This is a genomic window from Aliivibrio sp. S3MY1 (assembly GCF_028765575.1).
Classification (GTDB): Bacteria; Pseudomonadota; Gammaproteobacteria; order Enterobacterales; family Vibrionaceae; genus Aliivibrio.
Genome location: NZ_JARACO010000001.1, coordinates 390,710 through 412,987 on the forward strand (window position 1 = coordinate 390,710; position 22,278 = coordinate 412,987).

Annotated in this window: 16 protein-coding genes and 1 pseudogene; 13 read left to right on the forward strand and 4 right to left on the reverse strand. The window is 37.6% G+C overall.

All coding sequences use genetic code 11. The features are described from left to right. Window positions 1-5 precede the first annotated feature (5 nt). From PVK62_RS01625 to PVK62_RS01655, 7 genes and pseudogenes are all read left to right on the forward strand, one after another. A complete protein-coding gene (locus tag PVK62_RS01625; RefSeq protein ID WP_130047082.1) occupies window positions 6-1,457 on the forward strand; it encodes a catalase in 1,452 nt (483 codons plus the stop codon). 86 nt (window positions 1,458-1,543) lie between these two features. Further along, window positions 1,544-1,642 (forward strand): annotated as a pseudogene (locus tag PVK62_RS01630) (rhodanese-related sulfurtransferase); the annotation flags it as partial. Window positions 1,643-1,922: 280 nt separating this feature from the next. Beyond that, a complete protein-coding gene (locus PVK62_RS01635; protein WP_274442789.1) occupies window positions 1,923-3,461 on the forward strand; it encodes a methyl-accepting chemotaxis protein in 1,539 nt (512 codons plus the stop codon). 191 nt (window positions 3,462-3,652) lie between these two features. Then, window positions 3,653-5,266: an ABC-F family ATPase gene (locus tag PVK62_RS01640; RefSeq protein WP_274442788.1), complete on the forward strand. Its 1,614-nt coding sequence runs from the start codon at window positions 3,653-3,655 to the stop codon at window positions 5,264-5,266. Window positions 5,267-5,412: 146 nt separating this feature from the next. Continuing rightward, window positions 5,413-6,051: a 3'-5' exonuclease gene (locus tag PVK62_RS01645; protein ID WP_274442787.1), complete on the forward strand. Its 639-nt coding sequence runs from the start codon at window positions 5,413-5,415 to the stop codon at window positions 6,049-6,051. A 457-nt stretch (window positions 6,052-6,508) separates the two neighbouring features. Further along, window positions 6,509-7,570 (forward strand): ribosome small subunit-dependent GTPase A, encoded by a 1,062-nt coding sequence (gene rsgA, locus PVK62_RS01650; protein ID WP_274442786.1) that lies wholly within the window; start codon window positions 6,509-6,511, stop codon window positions 7,568-7,570. 274 nt (window positions 7,571-7,844) lie between these two features. Further along, window positions 7,845-8,096 carry a hypothetical protein gene (locus tag PVK62_RS01655; RefSeq protein ID WP_274442785.1) on the forward strand — a complete coding sequence of 84 codons (252 nt, stop codon included), beginning with the start codon at window positions 7,845-7,847 and terminating at the stop codon, window positions 8,094-8,096. Between the two features lie 164 nt (window positions 8,097-8,260). Here PVK62_RS01655 and PVK62_RS01660 read toward each other — a convergent pair whose 3' ends face one another. Together PVK62_RS01660 and PVK62_RS01665 are read right to left on the reverse strand one after the other, a co-directional pair. Then, window positions 8,261-8,494 (reverse strand): D-fructose-6-phosphate amidotransferase, encoded by a 234-nt coding sequence (locus tag PVK62_RS01660; RefSeq protein WP_274442784.1) that lies wholly within the window; start codon window positions 8,492-8,494, stop codon window positions 8,261-8,263. A gap of 212 nt (window positions 8,495-8,706) precedes the next feature. Beyond that, window positions 8,707-11,547 carry a M66 family metalloprotease gene (locus PVK62_RS01665; RefSeq protein ID WP_274442783.1) on the reverse strand — a complete coding sequence of 947 codons (2,841 nt, stop codon included), beginning with the start codon at window positions 11,545-11,547 and terminating at the stop codon, window positions 8,707-8,709. Window positions 11,548-12,015: 468 nt separating this feature from the next. Here PVK62_RS01665 and PVK62_RS01670 point away from each other — a divergent pair, with 468 nt between their 5' ends. Together PVK62_RS01670 and PVK62_RS01675 are read left to right on the forward strand one after the other, a co-directional pair. Beyond that, the gene (locus PVK62_RS01670) at window positions 12,016-12,201 is read left to right on the forward strand and encodes a hypothetical protein (RefSeq protein WP_274442782.1); all 186 of its coding nucleotides are present in this window, start codon (window positions 12,016-12,018) and stop codon (window positions 12,199-12,201) included. A gap of 360 nt (window positions 12,202-12,561) precedes the next feature. Continuing rightward, window positions 12,562-14,079, forward strand: coding sequence for a peptide MFS transporter (locus PVK62_RS01675; RefSeq protein WP_274442781.1), 1,518 nt, complete (start codon window positions 12,562-12,564; stop codon window positions 14,077-14,079). A 143-nt stretch (window positions 14,080-14,222) separates the two neighbouring features. On the opposite strand, the gene PVK62_RS01680 is transcribed toward PVK62_RS01675, so the two are convergent. Then, the gene (locus PVK62_RS01680; RefSeq protein ID WP_274442780.1) at window positions 14,223-16,082 is read right to left on the reverse strand and encodes a methyl-accepting chemotaxis protein; all 1,860 of its coding nucleotides are present in this window, start codon (window positions 16,080-16,082) and stop codon (window positions 14,223-14,225) included. 155 nt (window positions 16,083-16,237) lie between these two features. Between PVK62_RS01680 and PVK62_RS01685 the strand changes: the two genes are divergently transcribed. Further along, window positions 16,238-16,855: a TetR/AcrR family transcriptional regulator gene (locus PVK62_RS01685; RefSeq protein ID WP_274442779.1), complete on the forward strand. Its 618-nt coding sequence runs from the start codon at window positions 16,238-16,240 to the stop codon at window positions 16,853-16,855. A 295-nt stretch (window positions 16,856-17,150) separates the two neighbouring features. Beyond that, window positions 17,151-18,044 carry a DMT family transporter gene (locus PVK62_RS01690; RefSeq protein ID WP_274442778.1) on the forward strand — a complete coding sequence of 298 codons (894 nt, stop codon included), beginning with the start codon at window positions 17,151-17,153 and terminating at the stop codon, window positions 18,042-18,044. Between the two features lie 124 nt (window positions 18,045-18,168). Here the strand turns inward: PVK62_RS01690 and PVK62_RS01695 are convergent, their stop codons facing one another. After that, on the reverse strand, window positions 18,169-18,543 hold the full coding sequence (locus PVK62_RS01695; protein WP_274442777.1) for a hypothetical protein: 375 nt from the start codon (window positions 18,541-18,543) through the stop codon (window positions 18,169-18,171). Between the two features lie 384 nt (window positions 18,544-18,927). Here PVK62_RS01695 and PVK62_RS01700 point away from each other — a divergent pair, with 384 nt between their 5' ends. Both PVK62_RS01700 and PVK62_RS01705 read left to right on the forward strand, forming a co-directional pair. After that, window positions 18,928-19,086: a hypothetical protein gene (locus tag PVK62_RS01700; protein ID WP_274442776.1), complete on the forward strand. Its 159-nt coding sequence runs from the start codon at window positions 18,928-18,930 to the stop codon at window positions 19,084-19,086. An 885-nt stretch (window positions 19,087-19,971) separates the two neighbouring features. Then, entirely contained in the window at window positions 19,972-22,188 is a 2,217-nt protein-coding gene (locus PVK62_RS01705; RefSeq protein ID WP_274442775.1) for an AAA family ATPase, read from the forward strand. Window positions 22,189-22,278: the final 90 nt, after the last annotated feature.

The following is a 22,278-nucleotide window of genomic DNA, read 5'->3' on the forward strand; positions in this document are numbered from 1 at the left end:
TAAACATGACTAAAAAGCTAACTACAGCAGCAGGTTGTCCTGTTGCACATAACCAAAATGTTCAAACTGCGGGTAAACGTGGTCCTCAATTATTGCAAGATGTGTGGTTTTTAGAAAAACTGGCGCATTTTGATCGTGAAGTTATCCCTGAGCGTCGCATGCACGCAAAAGGGTCTGGTGCTTACGGTACATTCACGGTTACTCATGACATCACAAAGTACACAAAAGCAAAACTGTTCTCTGAAATTGGTAAACAAACTGAGCTATTTGCTCGTTTTACTACCGTAGCTGGTGAGCGTGGTGCAGCAGATGCAGAGCGTGATATCCGTGGTTTTGCGCTAAAATTCTACACAGAAGAAGGTAACTGGGATTTAGTGGGTAACAACACACCCGTATTCTTCTTACGTGATCCTCTAAAATTCCCTGATTTAAACCACGCGGTTAAACGTGATCCTCGCACAAATATGCGAAGCGCGAAAAACAACTGGGATTTCTGGACATCATTACCTGAAGCGCTTCACCAAGTAACGATCGTGATGAGTGATCGTGGTATTCCTGCCACTTACCGTCATATGCATGGTTTTGGTAGCCACACGTTTAGCTTTATCAACAGTGATAACGAGCGTTACTGGGTGAAATTCCACTTTGTATCTCAGCAAGGCATTAAAAACTTGTCTGATGCAGAAGCGGGTGCAGTAATTGGTAATGATCGTGAAAGTCATCAACGTGATTTGCTAGAAAGCATTGATAACCAAGATTTCCCTAAATGGACATTAAAAGTTCAGATCATGCCAGAGGCAGAAGCGGCGACGGTTTCTTATAATCCGTTCGATCTAACTAAAGTATGGCCACACAAAGATTATCCATTAATTGAAGTGGGTGAATTTGAGCTAAACCGTAATCCACAAAACTTCTTCGCTGAAGTTGAACAATCGGCATTTAACCCTGCAAACGTGGTTCCGGGTATCAGCTTCTCTCCTGATAAAATGCTGCAAGGTCGTTTATTTGCGTATGGTGATGCACAACGTTACCGTTTAGGTGTAAACCACCAGCATATCCCTGTGAACGCACCTCGTTGTCCAGTACATAGTTACCACCGTGATGGCGCAATGCGTGTTGATGGTAACTTCGGTAGCACATTAGGCTATGAGCCAAACAACGAAGGCCAATGGGCAGAGCAACCAGATTTTTCTGAGCCACCACTAAACTTAGACGGCGCAGCTGCACATTGGGATCACCGTGAAGATGAAGATTACTTCTCACAACCTGGCGATCTATTCCGTTTAATGACCGCTGAGAAACAAGCGATCTTGTTTGATAACACTGCGCGTAATCTAAACGGTGTGCCAAAAGAAATTCAACTTCGTCACCTAAGACATTGTTATAAAGCTGATCCTGCTTATGGCGAAGGTATCGGTAAATTGCTTGATATTGATGTGAGTGAATTTAACTCGTAAATTATTGTATTAAGTAACTATAAATCAAAGCGTTGAATATTATATTCAGCGCTTTTTTTATGTCTGTTTACATTGTTAATACCAGTGTAGCGATGTTTTGCACAGATGGTATTCGTTGTGAGAAGTCGACAGCTTACATGAAAGAACAAGGGTTTGATGAGGGGTATCATCTTGAAGGTGGGATCGCAAGCTCATGGTTGGGTTGAGTACCCTAGATCAATCAAACGCATGGTAAATAGGTTTAATCTTATAACTCTTGAGAATGGGGTGTTTCGCGTTAATATAAAGGCATATTAAAACGGGGCCGTATTATGAAATTAATTATAATGCAATGATTTGAACCATGATTTGGACAAATAAATACCTTTTTTTCGTCATTAAATGTAGTTTTTATTGTGGTAAATAGTGAAATGCATCTATGATAAAGGAAATTTTATTAATTTTTTTTTTATATTGTAGGCAAAAATGATTGAAACTTTTTTAAGTGATGATGAGCAACTTGTATCTACTACTGATCTTAAAGGTGTTATTACTTATTGTAACGAAGCGTTCTGTCGTATTGCGGAATACAGCAAGGAAGAGCTTGAAGGTAAAAATCATAATATTATTCGTCATGAAATAATGCCTAAAGCAGCGTTTGCAGACATGTGGAGAAACTTACAACAGGGAAAAGCATGGCGAGGAATAGTAAAAAATAAAGCAAAATCAGGTCGATTTTATTGGGTCGATGCCTACGTTACGCCTATTTATGAACATGATACTATAATTGGTTATCAGTCTGTGCGAGTGAAACCTAAACGTGAATGGGTTATTATTGCTGAAAAAGCTTACGTGGGCCTTTTAAAAGCAGAGAACAGTGGACAAGGGTGGTCATTTTCAATAAATGATACTTTGCGTTATTTGCTATTACTAGGGGCGTTGACCGTTCCAGTGTTATCGACATTATTCAATTTAAATGGATCGATGGCATTGTTATGTAGCGTTCTTCCTATGTGTGTAGTAATCCTATTTTTTCGCCAAGAACTTATTGATACTCCGCGTCAATTAAAAAAATTACATGCGAAATATGACAGTGTTAGCCGTCTTATTTTTTCTGGTAATAATAAGTTTTCGATTGCTGATTTTCATTTGAAATTATCCTCATCTCGAATTAGAACCGTCTTAGGTAGAATGACAGATTCAGCAAAACCGCTTCAAGAATTAGCTGATAACTTAAGCTCAACGGCAATATTGGTGACGCAGGAATTAGAACAGCAAACAAAAGATATTTATTACGTTCGTGCAGCAACAGAGCAGGTTAAATCATTAGCTGATGATGTATCACTTAGTACTAATGAGGCCCATGAACTCATTAATATGACGATTAAGTCATGCGGGTTAACAAAAGAGAGTATAAGCCAAACCAATGTAAATTTAGAGCAATTGACGATCCAAGCGAAATCTGCTACACAAATGACAGAGCAATTGAGTTCACAAGCAAAAGAAGTCAATCAACTTATGGAAGAGATAGGTAGTATAGCTAATCAAACTAATCTTCTCGCATTAAATGCAGCGATTGAATCAGCAAGGTCGGGAGAGCAAGGAAGGGGCTTCTCAGTCGTTGCCGATGAAGTTAGAGCGTTATCTAGTCGTACTTCTAATGCAACAATTCAGATAAAAGAGAGTGTTACTTCCATGCTTTCGATGATTGAATCTTGGCAATTAGAGATTATGTCTAACCGACAGCAAACTGAACTATGCAATGACATGGGAGAGGTGAGCATGCAACGATTATCTGAAGTTGACTCAATGATGCAATCAATGAATCAATTAATGACGTCAATAGAAAATGTAGCAGACCAGCAACGTAAACTGTCTGGTGATGTGAATACTTACATTCAATCTATTGCTTCAACGGCAGAGCAAAATTTAAAGACTACTTATTCGGTAAATAGCACATCTAAGAAGTTAAAAAATCAAGTGAATGAATTTTATCAATTAGCACAGCGTTTTGAAGATAAGTAATATAAGCTAAAGCCTTAATGAGAGTTAAGGCTTTTTTATTGCGTATTAAAACATCATATTCCTCGACATTGTGATCAAGATCTCTGTATAATCCGCGGCTATATTTTCTCATTCATCATACTTTCGTCCTTCATCTTTCGGCTCTCTATAGCTCAATCATGACTTGTCAGTAAACCCTAGGAATTATTTCGTTGATACAATCAAACAACATCACAATGCAATTTGGCGCAGAGCCTTTATTTGAAAACATTTCAGCAAAATTTGGCAACGGCAACCGTTATGGTTTGATCGGTGCGAATGGTTGCGGAAAATCAACGTTCATGAAGATTCTTAGTGGTGCATTAACTCCTAGTTCAGGTAACGTATCAATGACGCCGGGACAAAAGTTAGGCGTATTGAGTCAAGATCAGTTTGCGTTTGAAAAATACAACGTAGTTGATGTTGTTATCATGGGTGACAAAAAACTCTGGGAAATTAAACAAGAGCGTGATCGCATCTATTCATTGCCAGAAATGAGTGAAGACGATGGCATGAAAGTAGCTGAACTTGAAAGCGAATTCGCTGAAATGGATGGTTACAGCGCAGAGAGCCGTGCAGGTGATATCCTAATTCAAGCCGGTATTGATGAATCGCTTCATTTTGGTTTAATGCAGCAAGTTGCTCCAGGCTGGAAACTGCGTGTGTTACTAGCACAAGCGCTGTTTGCAAATCCAGATATCTTGTTACTTGATGAACCAACCAACAACTTGGACATTAATACGATCAATTGGTTAGCAGAAGAGCTAAACAAACGTAAATGTACCATGATCATCATCTCGCACGACAGACACTTCTTAAACTCTGTATGTACGCACATGGCAGATATCGATTACGGTGAATTGCGTATTTACCCAGGTAACTATGAGTATTTCTTAGAAGCATCAAGCTTAATTCGTGATCAACTGTTAGCGGGTAACGCGAAAAAAGAAGCAGAGATCAGTGAGCTACAAGATTTCGTAAACCGTTTTGGTGCTAACGCATCGAAAGCGAAACAAGCAAGTTCTCGTGCAAAGAAAATGGACAAGATCTCACTGGATGAAGTGAAATCATCAAGCCGCATGAGCCCATCAATTAACTTTGGTGAAGGCAAAAAACTGCATCGTCAGGCACTAGAGCTTGAGAATGTAGGTCACGGCTTTGATGGTGAGGTTCTGTTTGAAGGTGGTAATTTATTACTAGAAGCGGGCACTCGTCTTGCTGTCATTGGTGAGAATGGTGTGGGTAAAACAACCTTCTTACGTTGTTTAGTGAATGACCTAGAGCAAAACGAAGGTATTGTTAAATGGTCAGAAAACGCAACATTCGGTTACTGCCCACAAGACAGCACCGCTGATTTTGATAACGATCTAAGCATCTTTGATTGGATTTCTCAGTGGCGTACCGTTAAGCATGATGACTTGATGGTTCGTGGTATTTTGGGCCGCCTACTATTCACAGCAGACGATACAAATAAACAAGCTAAAAACTGTTCTGGTGGCGAGAAAAACCGTCTGTTATTTGGCAAGTTAATGATGCAAGACATCAACGTACTTGTTATGGATGAACCAACCAACCACATGGATATGGAAGCGATTGAAGCATTGAACGAAGCATTAAAAGTGTACACTGGCACATTAATCTTTGTAAGCCATGACCGTGAGTTTGTTTCTTCTCTAGCGACACAAATTATTGATATTAAAGATAAGAAAATAGTGAACTTCCAAGGTACTTATGAAGAGTACTTAGATCACCAAACTAAAATGCTACAGGTTAATATTGCTAAATAAGCTTATCTTTATAAGATAAGTATTAAGTATATTTAAAAACGCGAGACTGGTTATCAGCTCGCGTTTTTTGATCTAATTCAATATGCTTTTGCTTCATTCTTACGATTAACGTAACTCCATTCTTACTATTTATTTGGAAATTATTTGTGTCAGTAATTCGATCTAACAAAACAGTCCCAGCAAATACCGTCGTCGTACTCGATTTCGAAACCACAGGCTTATCTCCTAATCAGGGCGATCGTGCAATAGAAATTGGTGCGGTTAAATTAGAAAATGGAGTGGTGGTTGATCGCTTTCAAGGTTTGATGAACCCGGGATTTAGAGTGAGTTCATTTATCGAGAACTACACGGGTATTTCAAATCGAATGCTAGTTGATGCAGCAAGTTGTGATGTCGTAATGAATGAGTTTGCTGATTTTATCCAAGGCTGCAATTTAGTCGCCCACAATGCCTCCTTTGATAAGCGTTTTTTAGATGGTGAATTAGAGCTAATCCAGCGCAGTTACGATGGTAATTTTGCGTGTTCATTACTGGTATCAAGACGACTAACTCAAGAGGTTTCATCGCATAAATTGGGTGACCTAGTGGCATACCATCAAATTGAAAATGATGGTGTTTTTCACAGAGCATTAGCCGATGCTGAGGTGACAGCTTCACTATGGTTAGTACAACTAGAAGCGTTAGAGCGTGATCATGGCATTATTAACCCAAGCTTTGATTTAATGATGAAAATAGGAAAAACGCCGAAAGGTTCGATTGTTAATTTCTTAAAAAAACACGTTTAGTAGGAAGATTAGCGTTCTGTTTTTAAAATGATTAAGCCCCGTTGAGTTAAGATATTCAATGGGGCTTTTTTGTTATATATAGCCCAATGGTTCATTAATTATTTTTATCGTAATGATAAGGCTAACTTGTTTTACATCAGTGAGGGATAGGACCATATTTTATAGTGTTGAACATTTGATAATAGTAGTAAACGTATTGATGGCAGTAGAAGTTAAGTCAAATAATTGCTACCAAGATCTTAAAATGATGAAAATAAGCATTAATAGAAAAAGTATTATTGCTCTTTTTTAAATGTATGGTGCTACTATTCGTTTCGTTAAAAAGCCACTTAAACAGCGTTAATTTACAGTTTAAGAGTGTTTACCATTGATGTGCAGTGGCATCTAAGTCGCACGTATATTAAATACATTAGCGGCTATCAATGGTAAACAATCTACCATATGTATGGAGCAACAAATGAGTGAGCAAATTCTCACACTATCACAACTAGGCTGGCGTCCTTATTTTCAACAACAATTGACTCTAGATGATTTAACTGACTTACAGACTGGTCGAATTATCGAGCAGCACCGAAGCAGTATTATTGTTTTGAGTGAACAGGGCCAAGTAAGCTTATTACCACCATCAGGAGATGATCGTGTTTGTGTCGGTGATTGGGTATTGTTTGATGAACATCTACGAATTCAACGTGTATTGGATAGACAATCTCTGTTTGATCGCAAAGCACCAGGGTCAAAAGTTGCAACGCAATTAATTGCAGCGAACGTAGATAACGTCATGATTGTGTGTTCATTAAATAATGACTTTAATTTAAGTCGTATTGAGCGCTATCTTGCCATTGCAAAAGAAGCCGAAGTAGAACCAGTTGTGGTACTAACTAAAGCCGACTTATGTGACGATGCAGATGACAAGCAAGACCAAGTTCAGAAACTGAATCGAATGATGAGTGTTTACAGTGTAAATGCCCTTGATAAAAATGATTTAGTTGCTTTACATAGTTATTGTAAAAATGGACAAACGATTGCTTTCTTAGGATCATCAGGAGTCGGTAAATCAACACTGGTAAACGGCTTACTTGGCTTTGAAGCGTTGAAAACGGGTGATATCCGTGAAGACGACAGCAAAGGTCGCCACACGACGACACACCGAGCACTTAAATTGATGCCACAAGGAGGTCTATTAATGGATACTCCGGGAATGCGAGAGCTTCAGTTAAGTGATTGTGAGCAAGGTGTAAGCGCAACCTTCAGTGAGATTACTGATCTTGCTGAAAAATGTCGCTTTGGTGATTGTACTCATATTTCAGAGCCAGGCTGTGCCGTACTAAAGGCGGTTGAGTCAGGTGAATTAGAAGAGCGCCGCTTAGTGAGTTATCAAAAACTGATGCGTGAGCAGGCTATTAATGGTGCTACGTTAGCTGAGCAACGTGCAAAAGATAAAGCGTTTGGCAAAATGGTGCATGGCGCTATTGCTGATGCTCGTTCTCGTAAAAAAGACTATGAGTCAAACGCCTACTAATTTGGCGATATAACATCAAGTTTATGTAATAAGCCGCCCGTCTTTGATTGGCGGCTTTTTTACGCTTGTTTGAGTATAGAAAAGTGTCCGCTATTAACCTCGATGATATTTTGTATGAAGAAGGCAGTAGTGAGCTGTGAATTTTATCAGAATAAAGCAAAGTTGAGGCTCTAGGGGAGAAAGAATCGTTTTGTACGGTAGCAATTATTGCCTTGGTAAGGTAAAAATCGTACCATTCTGTGATTATCGATTGAGTCTATAAGAGAATAGCAATATGAACCAAGAAACAAGCATGATCACAAACCTTGAAGATCTAGAAACGTTTTTAATCTCTGTTGAAAATGGTGGTTTTGGTTTAATAAACGTTGCAGGTATTGCAATGGCAACAAACAATAAAGATGGTCGTCGCTTTGTTGCTGTACTGGATGATAAACACCAATTATTATTATCTCGTTGGGTAACAGAAGAAGTATTCCAAACGGGTCAAGATTTAGTGCGTAATGGCCCAAGCCGTACCACGCATTAATTCAAGCGTATTAGCTCTATTGTTCTTAATTAGATATTCGGTTTTAAACTATAATTAGGAACAATAGAGATAAATCATTTCGCAGATAAATGCCACCCTTCTACAATTCATTCTTTGTCATCCCAACCAAGCATTCAGCTTTTCTTTCTGTTAGCCAATATTGTTTACGGTATTACTGCATTCAGATGCTTAATATATTTCTCGATAAAGTAAGGTGGTATAACAAAGACGATAAGATAAAAAGACTGATCTAAGAAAGTTGATGCAATCTGTGTTTCTTTATTTACGTAAGCAAATAAAGCAAACATATTTAGTAGAACATAAAGTGCAACTAAAGCCGTTAAAGAAACTAAGACCAAACCCAGAAGGTCTCTTTGAAATACTTTTGATATAGTCATTGTTATTCCCTCAAAATGTAATGTACATTTTAATTTACGCTTAATCAGCAGGTGTTTTTTGAGCTATATCAATATTTAGTATGGGAGAAGATGAAAAATAATATTTACAATTTAGCCATTAAAGTAAAAAGGGTTAAGAAATTTTTTATAAAAAAAATCTTAACCCTTTTGGTTTTCTATAAGAAATAAAATTTTCTAATTTAGAATATTAATTAATGATTGTGCTCAGCATTATCACAATGTTTAGGATCGTAGCGTTCTGCTAATACTCTTGGTGCATTACTCACAGGTTGCATCACTGCGCGTTCAAGTTTATTTCCACCTTGTAGGGTATAGATTGGCTCAAGCGTTGGTTTGCTTATCGCCATTGAGTTAAGTACCTTACCATCACACACAACAGAGGCCGCCACTGGGTTTTCAGAACGAGCCACGTTCACATGGAATTTGTTCATGTTATCTGCATTACGGCGGTTGTTCTTCAACGCAAATTTCTGAACATCGCCATTTTTCATACTTACTTCTAGTCTACAATTATTTGCGATTAAGCTTGCAGAGTCATCAGGGTAAACATAACCATAAGAACCGTGCATTGCAGGGAAAATATAACTATTCAATGTGTTTTTAGGATCGTAATAACCCACTAATGTCGTTACTGGAACACCAAACGAGCTAGGACGAATAACTTTGTTTTGCACATACTCGCCATTTTGGATCCAAGTATCTCCATTAGAGACAAACACCAAACGACTGCCGTAGTTAACCACGATGTTTTCACCATTAATGGCTAAGTTAGAGTTGTAACCTGCATCAGAATTAAAGGTAAAGATCTTACCCTTATTCGCTGACGATGCCGCAGGAACCGACATATCTTGTGCCCAATGGCCGTTAAACGTTGAAAGCTCTACTTTATCAAAATCAGCGAATAGGGTCGCAATGTGTTTTTCATTTGCTTCCCATGGATTAACGGATGTGATTTCTAAAGCATCGATAGAGTGCGTGTACTCAACCATTGTTTCTGTTGCTTCATCCCATTTTCTAAAGCCTGTTGATGAGGTTTCATCAAAGACGGCTTTGCTTTCTAAGTTCTTTTGAATGAAGTGCATTGAATAAGGGGTATATAGCGTGAATCGTTGTGCACCATACATTGCCCATCCACCAGCCATTGAATCAGAGCCAAAGCTGAACATATCGTTAAATGGTTCAACACATTGACCTTCAAAACAGCTTTCTACACCGCTATTTACTGGGGAAAAGTTTGGAATAAATACATCGTGCTCAGAATCCCAACCCCAAGTAGAGTTAGTCATGTTTGATGGTCGGTGAATCGAGCCCTCAAACCCACCAGGGTAGTGGCCTAAATCGTAGTTATGGCCGACTTCATGACTAAATTCGTTCCCGATTGAACTATCAAGTGTCACCATACCTGCACCACCAGAACCACCATGAACTTGCACGCCGTTATTGTAGTTGCCACGGGTATTATGAGCCGTTAATTGAGCGGCTAAATATGGGTTTTCACCTTCACCAACACCAGCCGTTGAGTGGATACCATAGTTCGCGTTATTAATACCAATAGAGAACAACTCTTTACCAATTCGTTGACGCATTGTTCCTGAATGCCAACCGCCGTCACTTGGGTCAAGATCTGTTAGTAACGTACCGTCAGGCAACATCACTTCTGTTAAGTGTACTGGCTCGTATTCACTCACGATCATTTTACTGATTGGTGCGGTCTCAAAGTACTCGCGTTGTGCTTCTTTATCCGTTTGGAAATGGAATGCGTTGCGAGGTTCAACAAGCATACCTACATCAATGGTATGTATTAGTAGCTCAGTCGGTGCGCCAACTTTTATTTGCGTTAATCTACCCGTGTTTCCTTGATTTTCAAATGATAGCTGTAGGCCGGCATTTAGCCACTCTTTCGGTAACTCTGCTGACCAGAAACCGTCTGCGTATCCGATCTCATTAAAAATCAAATCGTCTTCAAGTACCCATGTTCCTTTAACGTTTTTAAATATGGTTGAGGTCCCGCTTACAATCGTTTTAGAGCGCTGTGGGTAGTAACTTACCTGTGAGTTATAACCAGCACTTGAGGTAAAGATAACGGTTTTTCCATCAAGTTTAGGGTTATTTTGTTCTAGAGCAAACTCTCCAAGCCAATGGCCATTCCACGTACGAAGTTGCACGACATTGTGATCAATAAGGGCGTCTGAAATCGCGTCACTTGAGACTTCACGGACATTAAAGACCGCTTCAGGATCATAACTGAAATCAATGTTGCTATCGGTGATCTCTGAAATCGCCATGACATTACGCGCTAATTGATCAGGGCGCTTCATCTCTATTGTACCTAGAGTTTTACCATCACGATCTGTTGCTGTTACGCTGACTTCAGAATACGAAGGAAAGGCTTCTGTCGGTTTAAACATGACCTTTGTGACACGCTGAGCCACCAGATGCATGCGTTTTTCTTGTGATTCTGTTTTTGCAGGAATGATGTGTGCTTGAGCAAATAACACGCCACCAGACAATTTACCTACAAGCATATTGTCTAATTGATTGGTGTTAAACATGATGCTTGGTTTTGGGATAATATCCGCACAAGCAGAGGTATCTAAATGGGTCGTCATATCACGTTCCCATATATAGTTGCCTTCGTTGTCTTTTGAGCCTCTCATTGCTGAGTAAAGGCCGAAAGTACATTTTTCAGCGCTAGATGAACCTTCAGGGAAAATATCGAAACCACCGTCGTACCAATATTTTTCCCATGTAGCAGGAAGAAAATCAAATACGGTTTCAAATTGAGATTCAAAATCCATGAAATCAAATATAACATTACCGTCATAATTGATTCTTAATTTTTGGTTTTTATAATCAAGGTATTTTTTGTCGCCATCTTGGATTACATTTTCTGGATTACTGGCTAAAGTGGCCAGTTCAGCCATTTTATTTGTAATTTGAAGGCTTGCTTCTTCTATTGGATGACTCGCTGAATATGCACTTGTAGATAATATCGTTCCGATTATTACGCCTAGGATTTTCTTTTTCATCATAACTATCTCTTTTTGATTGTTGTTATTGAAATAGTAAGAGTGCTTTACATACCCCTTACGTATTCACATAAGTTATAAATCAAAGCCATAAATAAGATATTCAAATGTTTTGAAAATAAGATTTTTATTCCAAATTTTTAATGTAAAAAGTAAGAAGGGTTAAGGCATTAGGCAGCAACATCGCTTTTAAACTCAGTAACGTTTAATGGTCTGTTCTTTCTTGCTAAAGGCAAATGACCTCCATAATTAATCTAATAATGTTTTTGGAGATACTTTATATTCGTTAACTTGATCGAATGTTTTTCCTGAAATCATAAGCAGTCAGCATTTCAAAGGTAACGTTCTGATAACTATTTACGTTCAAGTTATTGACAATAAAGAAGTAATATAAAAATCATCAGGTAAAACACTGGTTTCATAAAATGGAAGTGGTAGCATGTTCTTGTGTGTTATTTAAGGGATAGAAAAATGGTTACCACCACCCCAGCGCGTTTTAAAGTCAAAGTGAATACTATCAAAGGAAGTTCTTATTGGACACTTAGTGGTTCTACCACCATTTTTGAAGATGCCGCTATTTTTAGTATGGATTCAATGCCGGATTTCTTTCGACAATCACTTACGCAAGAGTTTATTGAGCTAGTTCCTGTCGAATAAGCTGAATCATAATCAGCGTAAAGCTAGCATGGATATAAACATTAAAGACAATCATTAGTTTGTGATTGTCTTTTTTTATGGAATACCAGCCTAAGTGTAAAGTCTTGTATATGGATTTTATTTTGGGATTCAAGCCTACTACTGTGATTAACGGCTAACTCATATCGCTATAATTAATACATTTACCAGTTAAAAGTAAATAAAATTAAGGGTTGCGTCTCATTCTATAAAAGAGAATTAATTGACGCTTAAGTTTGGGACTTACGTATCAAATGGTGAAGTAAACAGATGATATAAAGGCAAAAATACACCTACAAAAAGTAGGTATTAACGATGTCGTTATGATTCTGGAGTAGCAGTATGCAAGACAGTAATGCACGATTTCCCACGATAGCTAAAATTCTTATTCTTAGACAATTCTTGTGGGGTGCCGCTTTCTATGGTGCCTTTGTTCTTTTAACTAAGTTCTTCCTTAATGATCTTAATTACAGTGAATCCGATACCATCATGATGATGGGGGCGTTTGGTGCGGTTGGGCCGGTATTCTCGGCCGTTGGTGGCTTTTTAGCAGATAAATTTATTGGCGCGTTTCGTGCCGTTTATATTGGTTATGCAACCTACTTAGTTGGTTTTTTATTACTCGGTATTGGAGCAAGTCAACTTAACATTCCAATGAGTATTTTATCTATCGCATTAATTGGTTTTGCTCGTGGTTTATCTGCGACCTGTCCAACCGTGCTATTTGGTAATTCATATTCTGAGACTAACCGAGAGTCTTTCCAGCAAGGTTTAACGGTGAATTACTCGATTAACAATCTTGGCTCTTTTTCTGCTAAATACCTTTTTCCTTTTTTAATTACTTATCTCGCATACCAAGGTGTCTTTTTCGTCTCTGCTATCTTAATGGGGCTTAACTTACTTATGTTTTATAAGTACCGAAAAGAGCTTGCGAGCGTGGGTAATGATTTAGATAAAGCGCCATTATCTATAAAAACATGGGCTCTATTTTTTGCTGGTTCAGCCGCAATGCTTGGCTTAATATTTTGGATATTTTCAAACCTTGATGCGGGTAAATATATTCTTTATGCATTAGGCTTTGGGGCTATTGGTTATTTTATTTATGAAATCACAAAAGCAACACGTGCATTTCAATATAAGATGGTGGCAGTGCTGATCACCGTTTGTATCCTTATCGTGTTCTATTTCTTTTATGGTCAAATGTTTACCTCTATGAACATGTATGCCATCAATTTAATGGACGATACTTTACTTGGTTTTATACCTATTCACCCAGAATCAAATATGGCGTTTAACCCGCTATGGTGTTTTGTTCTTGGTGGCCCAATGATCCAACTGTATTCATGGTTAGATCGTAAAGGGTATTCACCAACGATCCCAACGAAAATTGCAGGGGCATTTATGCTTACCACTATTGCTTTTACTTTATTGGGGCTATCTGCAGGCTCAATGGACGCAGACGGTAAAATTTCAGCAAACTGGATCCTATCTGTTCACTTTTTCCAATCAGGTGCAGAGCTTATCGTAGGAGCTTTAGGGGCGGGGTTTATTTTTGAAATGGTGCCTCGTTACTTAGCCGCATTCTCTATTGGCTTACGTGCTGTCGCTATTTCACTAAGCGGGATTTTAGCTGCGGTAATCGCCACCAAAATTGCTTTGCCTAAAGACATCGTATTCACACCAGAAGTGGTGGAGACGGTATATACCAGTTATTTCTATATGCTAGCGCAAGTGGCGGCGTTCATGGCGATACTGACGTTAGGCTTATCTAAAGTGATTCAAAGATTAATTGCTCGTGGAGAGGCGTTAGAAGCAGAAGAAAAAATAGAAGTAACAATGAAGCCTGAATCACAGAGTTAATACTGTTGACGATAAAATGAGTGTGATATTTATAATTTAAAAAGGGCGAATATCGTCCTTTTTTCAAACATAGTTATCATAAAATTGCATGGCAGATAAAGTACCGCTCACGAATAATTATCGGAGCGGTATAGGTATTTTATTTATATTTTAAAGAAGCGAATTTCTTCATTTAACTTATTAACTAATAAAGCCATTTCACGGTTAGCATCAATGGTATTCTGTACGCCAGCCACATTATCACTTACCATTTGTTTGATTTCATCAATATTTTGAGTCACTCTTTGGTTCACAACAAATTGTGTTTCTGATGACGTTGCAACAAAGGAATTGATATCAGAAAGTAAAGAAACTTTTTCAGAAATATCGGTGAAAGCTTGTTCAATATCTTGTGAAATAACCGATAATTTATCAGTCAATTGTAAGTTGGTACCCATCGCATTCGTTGCTTTTGTTACACCAGCTTGAAGCGTCACAATGATGCGTTGGATATCTGCTGTTGAATCTTGAGTTTTTACCGCAAGTGCTCGAACTTCATCTGCAACCACAGAGAAGCCTCGTCCTTGTTCACCAGCTCGTGCTGCTTCAATTGCCGCATTTAATGCCAGTAGGTTGGTTTGATCTGAAATATTACCAATCACATCTACAACCGAACTGATGTTGTCAGATAATGTTTTCAACTCTCCAAAGATAGATGCCGATTCTTGTACTGACCCCGTCACTTGATCCACAATCGTTGATGATTGTTGTAGCGTTGCTAGACTGCTTGATGAAAGCATTAATGTCGCACTTGTATTCTCTTCTGCTGATTGAGCATTGGTTGCAATTTCATTAGCGGTTGTCGCCATGTCATTGATCTCAATAGAAACTAAATCAATCTGATTCAGCTCAGATTCAGAGCTTTTAATATTACTTTCTGTGCTTGATGTAATACTTTGTTGGTGTGCAGACAATTGAGACATAATGTCCGTTGTTGAGGATATTACGTTCCAAATACGTTGTTGTAATTGGTGTAATGATGTTGAAATTAAATCAATTTCATTGCCAGTTTTTGGAATATTGATCGCTTGAAAGCGACCATCTGCCATTTCTTTAATACTATCTACCACAGTGTCAATTTGTGATAACTCACGACGAACGACGATAAATTGAGCAGCAGTTAAAACTGTACCAATTACGATTAACACGGTTATTAATGCGCTTTTGATCATATCAGCGTTATCAACGGTTTTATTTTGGTTAGTAAAAATGTAACCGATTAAGCCATGATTTAATGGTATTTTAAATAAACTGTATGTACTGCCTGATGGTGAAACGATTAAAGTTGGCTCAGTTCTGATGTCTTTATAGGTTGGTCTTACTTCAAATAGGTTTTTGCCTAACCAATCTTGTGAGCTTTCATCAATAGCAACCACATAACCATCTTGCGTGGTAATAGCAAATTCAACCCCATTTTGTGGCATTAATTCATTTAGGTCTGCAACAATAGCTAAAACACCAACGACTTTGTCATTTAATAAAATAGGCGCACTAACGGTGATATCATATACCCCTGTATGGGATTTATAAGGTTGAGCAATATGAGCACTTTTTTTGTCATCAATGATGGCAGTAAACCATTCTCTTTGACTTGTGAGAGCATTGAATCCGTTATTCCATCCATTGCTTGATGCTGCAAATACACGACCATCAAGAGTGGTGATGATGATGTCTTTATAAGCAGAATTGGTAGCAACAATATTTTTTAAATCACGTAGAATGTGATCCTCATCAAATCCTTTGTTTGGGTCGGTGTACACAGAGTAAGATAATGATTTTAAACCATTAATTAACCCCTCTGTGACAGAGTTGTAATCGGCAGTGATAACTTTTAATGCTAATGTATTAGCGTGATCCATATTATCTTTTTTAAAATCATCCAAAAAGGGTTTAGAAATCACTAAAGTTAAAGCAAGCAAAACGCTAATAATAACAAAGAATAGAGCAACAATTTTTTTTATCATGGTTTATGTTTATTCCAAATTAAATATAATTACTTAAAACTGTACTGGTTAGTTCGATTTTTAGCGAGCGGAGCATACCTGCTTTTTTATGAATAAGGAAACTAAATTGGTGTAGAATGTAATGATTGTTTGTATATTTGAGGCCAGGTCACATAATGAAAGCGACAAAAAAAATCTCGAAAAAAGACGTAATTTTACTCGCTGCAAAAGATGCATTTCGTAGGAATGGCGTTGATAAAACAAGTATGGATAAATTAGCGGCACTTGCAAACGTCTCAAAAAGTACCGTGTATAATTATTTTTCATCAAAAGAAGAGTTAGTTATTGAATTATTAAATAATTTATGGCGAGAAAGCAGGGATCATGCTGAAAAAAACATATCAAATAATGGTGATATTAAAACGCAATTAGAGCATTTATTATTGAGCGAAATTAATCTAATCACGAGTGAAGAATATTTGAATTTATCGAAAGTAGGCATAGGGTATTTTTTATATCGAACAGGTAGTGATAAGGGAAAAGAAAGCTTACAAAACATGTTAAAAAAAGAAACCTTATTGTTGCGATGGTTGCAAAAGATGATTGATAGTAAGCAATTGTTTATCGAAAACAAATACCATGCTGAATGTCAGTTACAAAGTCTTATTTGCAACCCAGCCTATTGGTGCCAAGCGATAGGTATTAAGCCGTTATTAACTGAGAATGAAAAATTGCAATTAGCTCAACGCACCGCAGACTTATTTTTAAGTCATTATCAAAAACCTAATTTTTAGCGTATTTCTCGATAAAGAAGAAAATGATGATAAATTCTATTTTTCTTATGCTAGGGTTATTATTATCTAATCAATGGAAGCGATGTCGTACCTTCCCCTAATATAGCTAATAGTTGTTACTATAACGTTACATGAAATTTGTTATTATTTTAATAACAAAGTGTAATGATCTATTGTGGGAAGAACTGATATTTGGAATATAGCCTGAATGTCGATGTAATTAATGTAAGAACTTTGGGTGTAACAAGTAAACTACGTTATCATTCATTACCTTCTAAACTTGGTTGATGTTGTTATGCCTACTTTCTCTTTCTCAATGATCCCGACAGGGGTTAGATTTATGTTTCTATCTGCGCTTGGATTTGCGCTCATGTCGGCGTGTGTAAAATATGTGAGCAATTACGGCATTCCAGTCTTTGAAATTGTGGCAGCAAGGGCGTTGGTTTCTTTGATCATTAGCTATGCAGATGTGAAACGAAAAGGCATTTCGATATGGGGAAATAATAAGGCATTACTTCTTGCTCGTGGGGCAGTAGGCACAGCCGCACTTATGTGTGTTTACTATGCAGTGACGACTCTACCTTTGGCTGAAGCTACGATCTTGCAATACGTCCATCCTATCTTTACCGCATTGCTCGGCGTCCTGTTTCTTAAAGAACACATTCAAAAATCAACCATGATATGTATTGCGTTTTGTCTTTTCGGCTTGTTTGTTATGGTTCAACCAAGCATGAACAGTGGCAGTACGAGTGAATTACCGATATTAAGCATTATTATTGCGTTATGTGGTGCTTTGGGAAGTTCGATAGCTTATGTGATTGTGAGAAAACTCAGCCAAACAGAAGACAGCTCAGTGATCATATTTTATTTCCCATTAGTGGCATTACCTATCTCAAGCGTACTGATTTGGAATGACTTTGTATGGCCAAGTCTGTTCCTTACCATGATCCTTATTTTAATCGGCATCTTCACGCAAATTGGACAATATGGATTGACCAAAGCCATGCAGACCCAAGCGGCGGGTAAAGCATCTGCGTATTCTTATGTTCAGATTGTCTTTTCTGCGTTATTAGGTGTTTGGGTATTTAATGAAATACCATCAATGTGGACATATATCGGTGGTGGTTTGATTGTGACAGGCGCGCTCATTAACGTATTTGGTAAGCAGTCAGTCTCAATTTCTAAGTAACGTGCTTTAAAAAGGCAATCACGTTATTTTTGTGCGTGTTATTAAACACGCAAGACACAAAAAAGGCATTAGCAAATTTAACTCTGCTAATGCCTAGAATCTGTATATTGAGCGTTATTAACGCTTATTCAACGTCGCAATCAGTACAGCATTGTAGAGCGATTTCGTGCTCAAATACCGCTACTTCGCTACCGTCTTTTAGCAACTCAGCGATTTCATCTGCAACTTCTTTCTCATCGTCTGCTTCAATTTGGCCTTCTAGCTCTTCATCTGAGTAACCGTAGAAATTCAGCAATAAGTAATCACGAGCTTCAGCTTTAGTACAAGTCACGTTTACTGAAAGATCAGCTTCAACGTTGCCTTGTTCGATAATTGCCGTCAATTGTGCTTGAACATCATCTTTCATTGTTGCTGTTAACCAACCAAGATCAGTGTTTACTTTGGTTTTTTTACAGTCAAAACAAGGCAGTTTGTGAAAGTAATATTGAAAATTAGTCATAGGTAATTTCTCTTTGAGTGTTGTATAGCAAGATTATGCGTATTTTGGGGCAAAATACTATCTTAATTAGGTTATTACCCCGAAACTAATTTTCGGCGGGATCAAAAGATAAGTTGGTGAGACTCTAGATCATTAATCCAAAGATAGCGATATTTTACTGTGACACTATTATCCAAAAAGAATCACAATTAAAAAGTCATCATTTAGGTGATAAATATTAGATTTAATACGCATAAAAGGTTAACAAATAGAGTGAGTTAAGCTCTTTTGATTGGCAAATGGTGTAATTGTGTTTGTTTTTGTAATAATGTTTTACTAATCTTGTATATTGTTGTGTTGTTGGTAATAGATATAATGACGTCTCTTAACTTAAGGAATTTAATTATGAAAAAAACACTTTTAGCATCTATCATCTTATTAGCATCATCACATTTACAGGCAAGTGGTTCAACTGCTACTGGACCATTAGTTGATTGTTCATTACCTGATGGAAAATCTGTCTATATTCCAACGATGATTTGTGAAATTCAAAAAGTAAAATAATAACAATGATGTTTTATGATTTTTAGGGATAAGAAATTGCATACATTGTTTATTATTTTATATGAACTGAATATTATAACGGCCTTTGTTATACTTGGTCGTTATAATAGTTTGGGATATCATAAAAAAGCTTACTATTAAATACCGTCTATTGAGACGGTATTTTTGTATATGAGATAGATTTAAAATAAATCTATTTAGGACGGATTTTCTAAGCTGCTGGAACAGTAGTGAGTAACGGCGTTCGCACTTCGTGCCAGTTATTTTCAGCGCATCTTTTTTGCAAACAGCGCAAACAAAGTGCGTCAACCATCGGTATTCAGCAATAAAGTTCTGATGATGCTAATAGCTTAGAGCAAATATCATTACTTGTTTCACATTATGTAATAATTAAATTTGATATCCTACTGCCATCCAATACGTCTCTGCTCAGAACCCAATAAAATCCATATAAGTTTGATGGCATGTTTGAAATTCTACCAATGCCAAGCAAATAACATGTAATGATAAAACCGCTCTATTGTGGGTAATGAAATGCCAGTCAGTTAAGTTGACTGGCATTTTTAGTTTAGTGGAGTTAGGAAGCGCTTATTGGCTGATACGAATGTGTTAGCGTAAGCAAGCTAGAGCATTTGTTTATATTGGTTCACTCTAGTCTAGTTGATGATCGAGTTAGCTCAATAAAAGTAGTATATGTTACTTGTTTTTGGATAATTGTGAGCTACACGATTTACTGAATTAGTAAGTAATGGATTAAGTATTGCGAGAATCCTTGCGTAAATACCCAAAATCATAGGAACTGATCTATGTCACTGCTTTTCTAGGTGAGAAGCATAATAATGTAACTGGTTGCAACTATGCATTAAATTATAAAAGAGCTAAAAAATGATTAACACCATAACATTAAAAGGTGTAGCTAGTTACTCACCAACTTCGCCAGTGGTTATTCGAACTGACAGCAAGAAGATTAACCTGTTTTATGGTTTAAATGGCTCTGGCAAGTCTACAATAGGTAAATTTTTACATTCTCCTGAGCTACCAGAATACCGAAACTGTTCCATTCAGCCCAGTGAGTTGGATGAAGATATCTTAGTTTACAATCAAGAGTTTATACGTAGTAACTTCTATGAAATTCCAGACTTTCAGGGTGTTTTCACTTTGAGCGAAGAAAACAAAGAAGCCGAAGAAGCAATTGAAGAAGCAACAGGGAATATCGCTCACCTAAGTCAAAACATCGAGGTTTCCGAAACAAAGAAAAATCGCAAAAAAAGTGACATAGAGAATGAAGAGACTTCACTAAAGGAATCAGTCTGGAAAGCAAAAAGCATATATGAAAATGGTGCATTAGATTTTTGTTTAGATGGTTTACGGAGAAACAAAGTTGGTTTTCTGAACAAGGTCAGATCAAGTAGTGGAAGTGTCACATCTACAATTGAATCACTGCAAAAAGAGGCTCGTGAGCTATCTGGACAAGACGGTAGTCTACGCCCAAGCGTACCCAAGATTAACCTTGAAGTCAGTAGCTTTGAAAATAATCCGATTTTGACTCAAGTTATTGTGGGATCTAAGGACTCATATCTATCCGGTGTAGTCGAACAGCTGGGCAATTCTGACTGGGTAAAATCAGGTCTGGAATACATGAAACCCGATAATCCGTGTCCTTTCTGCCAACAAGAGTTAAGCTCATCGATTACTGAAGCGATCAATCAACTATTTGACGAGACATACTCCAACAAAGTCAGCCAGATAGAAGGGTTATCTAGCAGCTACAGAGCTTTAGTTGAGGATATTGAGAGCAAATTATTGGCTCCAGTATACACCTTTGAAGACGATGTAATTACATATGGCTTCGTAGATAAAAGAGAGCTACTGCTTGAAAAGTTATCAGCCAACTTGTCTCAAATTGACCTTAAAATCAGAAACCCAAGTACGGTAGTTATGCTTACCGATACGAGTGCTCTAGTGGCAGATGTTAATATTGCGATAGCCGATATACAAAGAGATATAGATCTATTCAACGATAGGATCAGAAACAAGAAAAGCCATTTGGATCGAATAGCTTCGGAGTTTTGGATAATCTTGAATGGGCAGTTTAGTGCCCTTATCGCAGCTTCAGATGAAAAGGTTAACGACCTTCAAGATGAAGTAAAACAAATATCCGATGAAATCGAGTTGTTTCGTAGCCAAAAGATTACTCAAACAAATATCATTACTGAAAATCAGAAAAAAATAACTAACATTGATTCATCGATAAACAATATCAATGAACAACTTGCTGAGCTAGGTATACATAGTTTTAAAATTGTTAAAGTAGCAGACGATCAGCAACGTTACAAAATTGCCCGTCCTACAGGTGAAAGTGTTGATGTATATAACACCCTTAGTGAAGGAGAAAAAACACTCATTAGCTTCCTTTACTTTTTAGAGTGTGCTTCAGGTTCAACAAACGAATCCTCTCCTGTTTTGCTGAACAACCGAATCGTTGTAATTGATGATCCTATTTCTAGCTTGTCACACAACTATGTCTATGACGTTGCAGCCCTGATACATCACAAAGTCTTTAGCGAAAACTTCAAACAAGTTTTCCTTTTGACACATAACCTATTCTTTTTCCACGAATTACTGATGCTCAAGAACGCATCTAACAAATGTCCTGCTGGATATAAACTGTTTAGAGTTGCCAAATCGCAGTTTAGCCTCGTTCATGATTTAAAGAGGGATGAACTTCAAAATGATTACCAGATGTATTGGCAAGTCGTCAAAGACAGCACTTCTAATCCAAGCTACGCACACATGTTACCCAACGCGATGAGAAATATACTGGAGCACTACTTCAATTTTGTTCATAAGAAAGAGTCATTAAAGCAAACATTGGAGCAATTAGGGCAAACAGAGTCAGATTTTAAACCTCTATTTAGGTACATAAATAGGGAGTCCCATTCTGATTCGATTAACCTAGTTGATTTTGAAAGGATCAATGCTGAAAGATACATTGAAAAATTCAAACAGATATTTGTAGAAACTGGTTTCGAAGAACACTACAACAGCATGATGGGGATTGAAAGCAGTGCTGAGGTTGTCGCAGAGGCAGAACCTGCTTAATTGAAGTTGGATGGGGCTACCGATGACACTTATCGTCTAGGGAGTGAGCGGAGATGTTGACATACATCTTCCCATTTTCCTAGGCGATAG

What these genes read in the sequence shown, in the direction of transcription:
- PVK62_RS01625 (WP_130047082.1), top strand. Translation starts at nt 6, where the DNA reads ATGACTAAAAAGCTAACTACAGCAGCAGGTTGTCCTGTTGCACATAAC.
- PVK62_RS01635 (WP_274442789.1), top strand. Translation starts at nt 1,923, where the DNA reads ATGATTGAAACTTTTTTAAGTGATGATGAGCAACTTGTATCTACTACT.
- rsgA (WP_274442786.1), top strand. Translation starts at nt 6,509, where the DNA reads ATGAGTGAGCAAATTCTCACACTATCACAACTAGGCTGGCGTCCTTAT.
- PVK62_RS01655 (WP_274442785.1), top strand. Translation starts at nt 7,845, where the DNA reads ATGAACCAAGAAACAAGCATGATCACAAACCTTGAAGATCTAGAAACG.
- PVK62_RS01660 (WP_274442784.1), bottom strand. Translation starts at nt 8,494, where the DNA reads ATGACTATATCAAAAGTATTTCAAAGAGACCTTCTGGGTTTGGTCTTA.
- PVK62_RS01665 (WP_274442783.1), bottom strand. Translation starts at nt 11,547, where the DNA reads ATGATGAAAAAGAAAATCCTAGGCGTAATAATCGGAACGATATTATCT.
- PVK62_RS01670 (WP_274442782.1), top strand. Translation starts at nt 12,016, where the DNA reads ATGGTTACCACCACCCCAGCGCGTTTTAAAGTCAAAGTGAATACTATC.
- PVK62_RS01675 (WP_274442781.1), top strand. Translation starts at nt 12,562, where the DNA reads ATGCAAGACAGTAATGCACGATTTCCCACGATAGCTAAAATTCTTATT.
- PVK62_RS01680 (WP_274442780.1), bottom strand. Translation starts at nt 16,082, where the DNA reads ATGATAAAAAAAATTGTTGCTCTATTCTTTGTTATTATTAGCGTTTTG.
- PVK62_RS01685 (WP_274442779.1), top strand. Translation starts at nt 16,238, where the DNA reads ATGAAAGCGACAAAAAAAATCTCGAAAAAAGACGTAATTTTACTCGCT.
- PVK62_RS01690 (WP_274442778.1), top strand. Translation starts at nt 17,151, where the DNA reads ATGCCTACTTTCTCTTTCTCAATGATCCCGACAGGGGTTAGATTTATG.
- PVK62_RS01695 (WP_274442777.1), bottom strand. Translation starts at nt 18,543, where the DNA reads ATGACTAATTTTCAATATTACTTTCACAAACTGCCTTGTTTTGACTGT.
- PVK62_RS01700 (WP_274442776.1), top strand. Translation starts at nt 18,928, where the DNA reads ATGAAAAAAACACTTTTAGCATCTATCATCTTATTAGCATCATCACAT.
- PVK62_RS01705 (WP_274442775.1), top strand. Translation starts at nt 19,972, where the DNA reads ATGATTAACACCATAACATTAAAAGGTGTAGCTAGTTACTCACCAACT.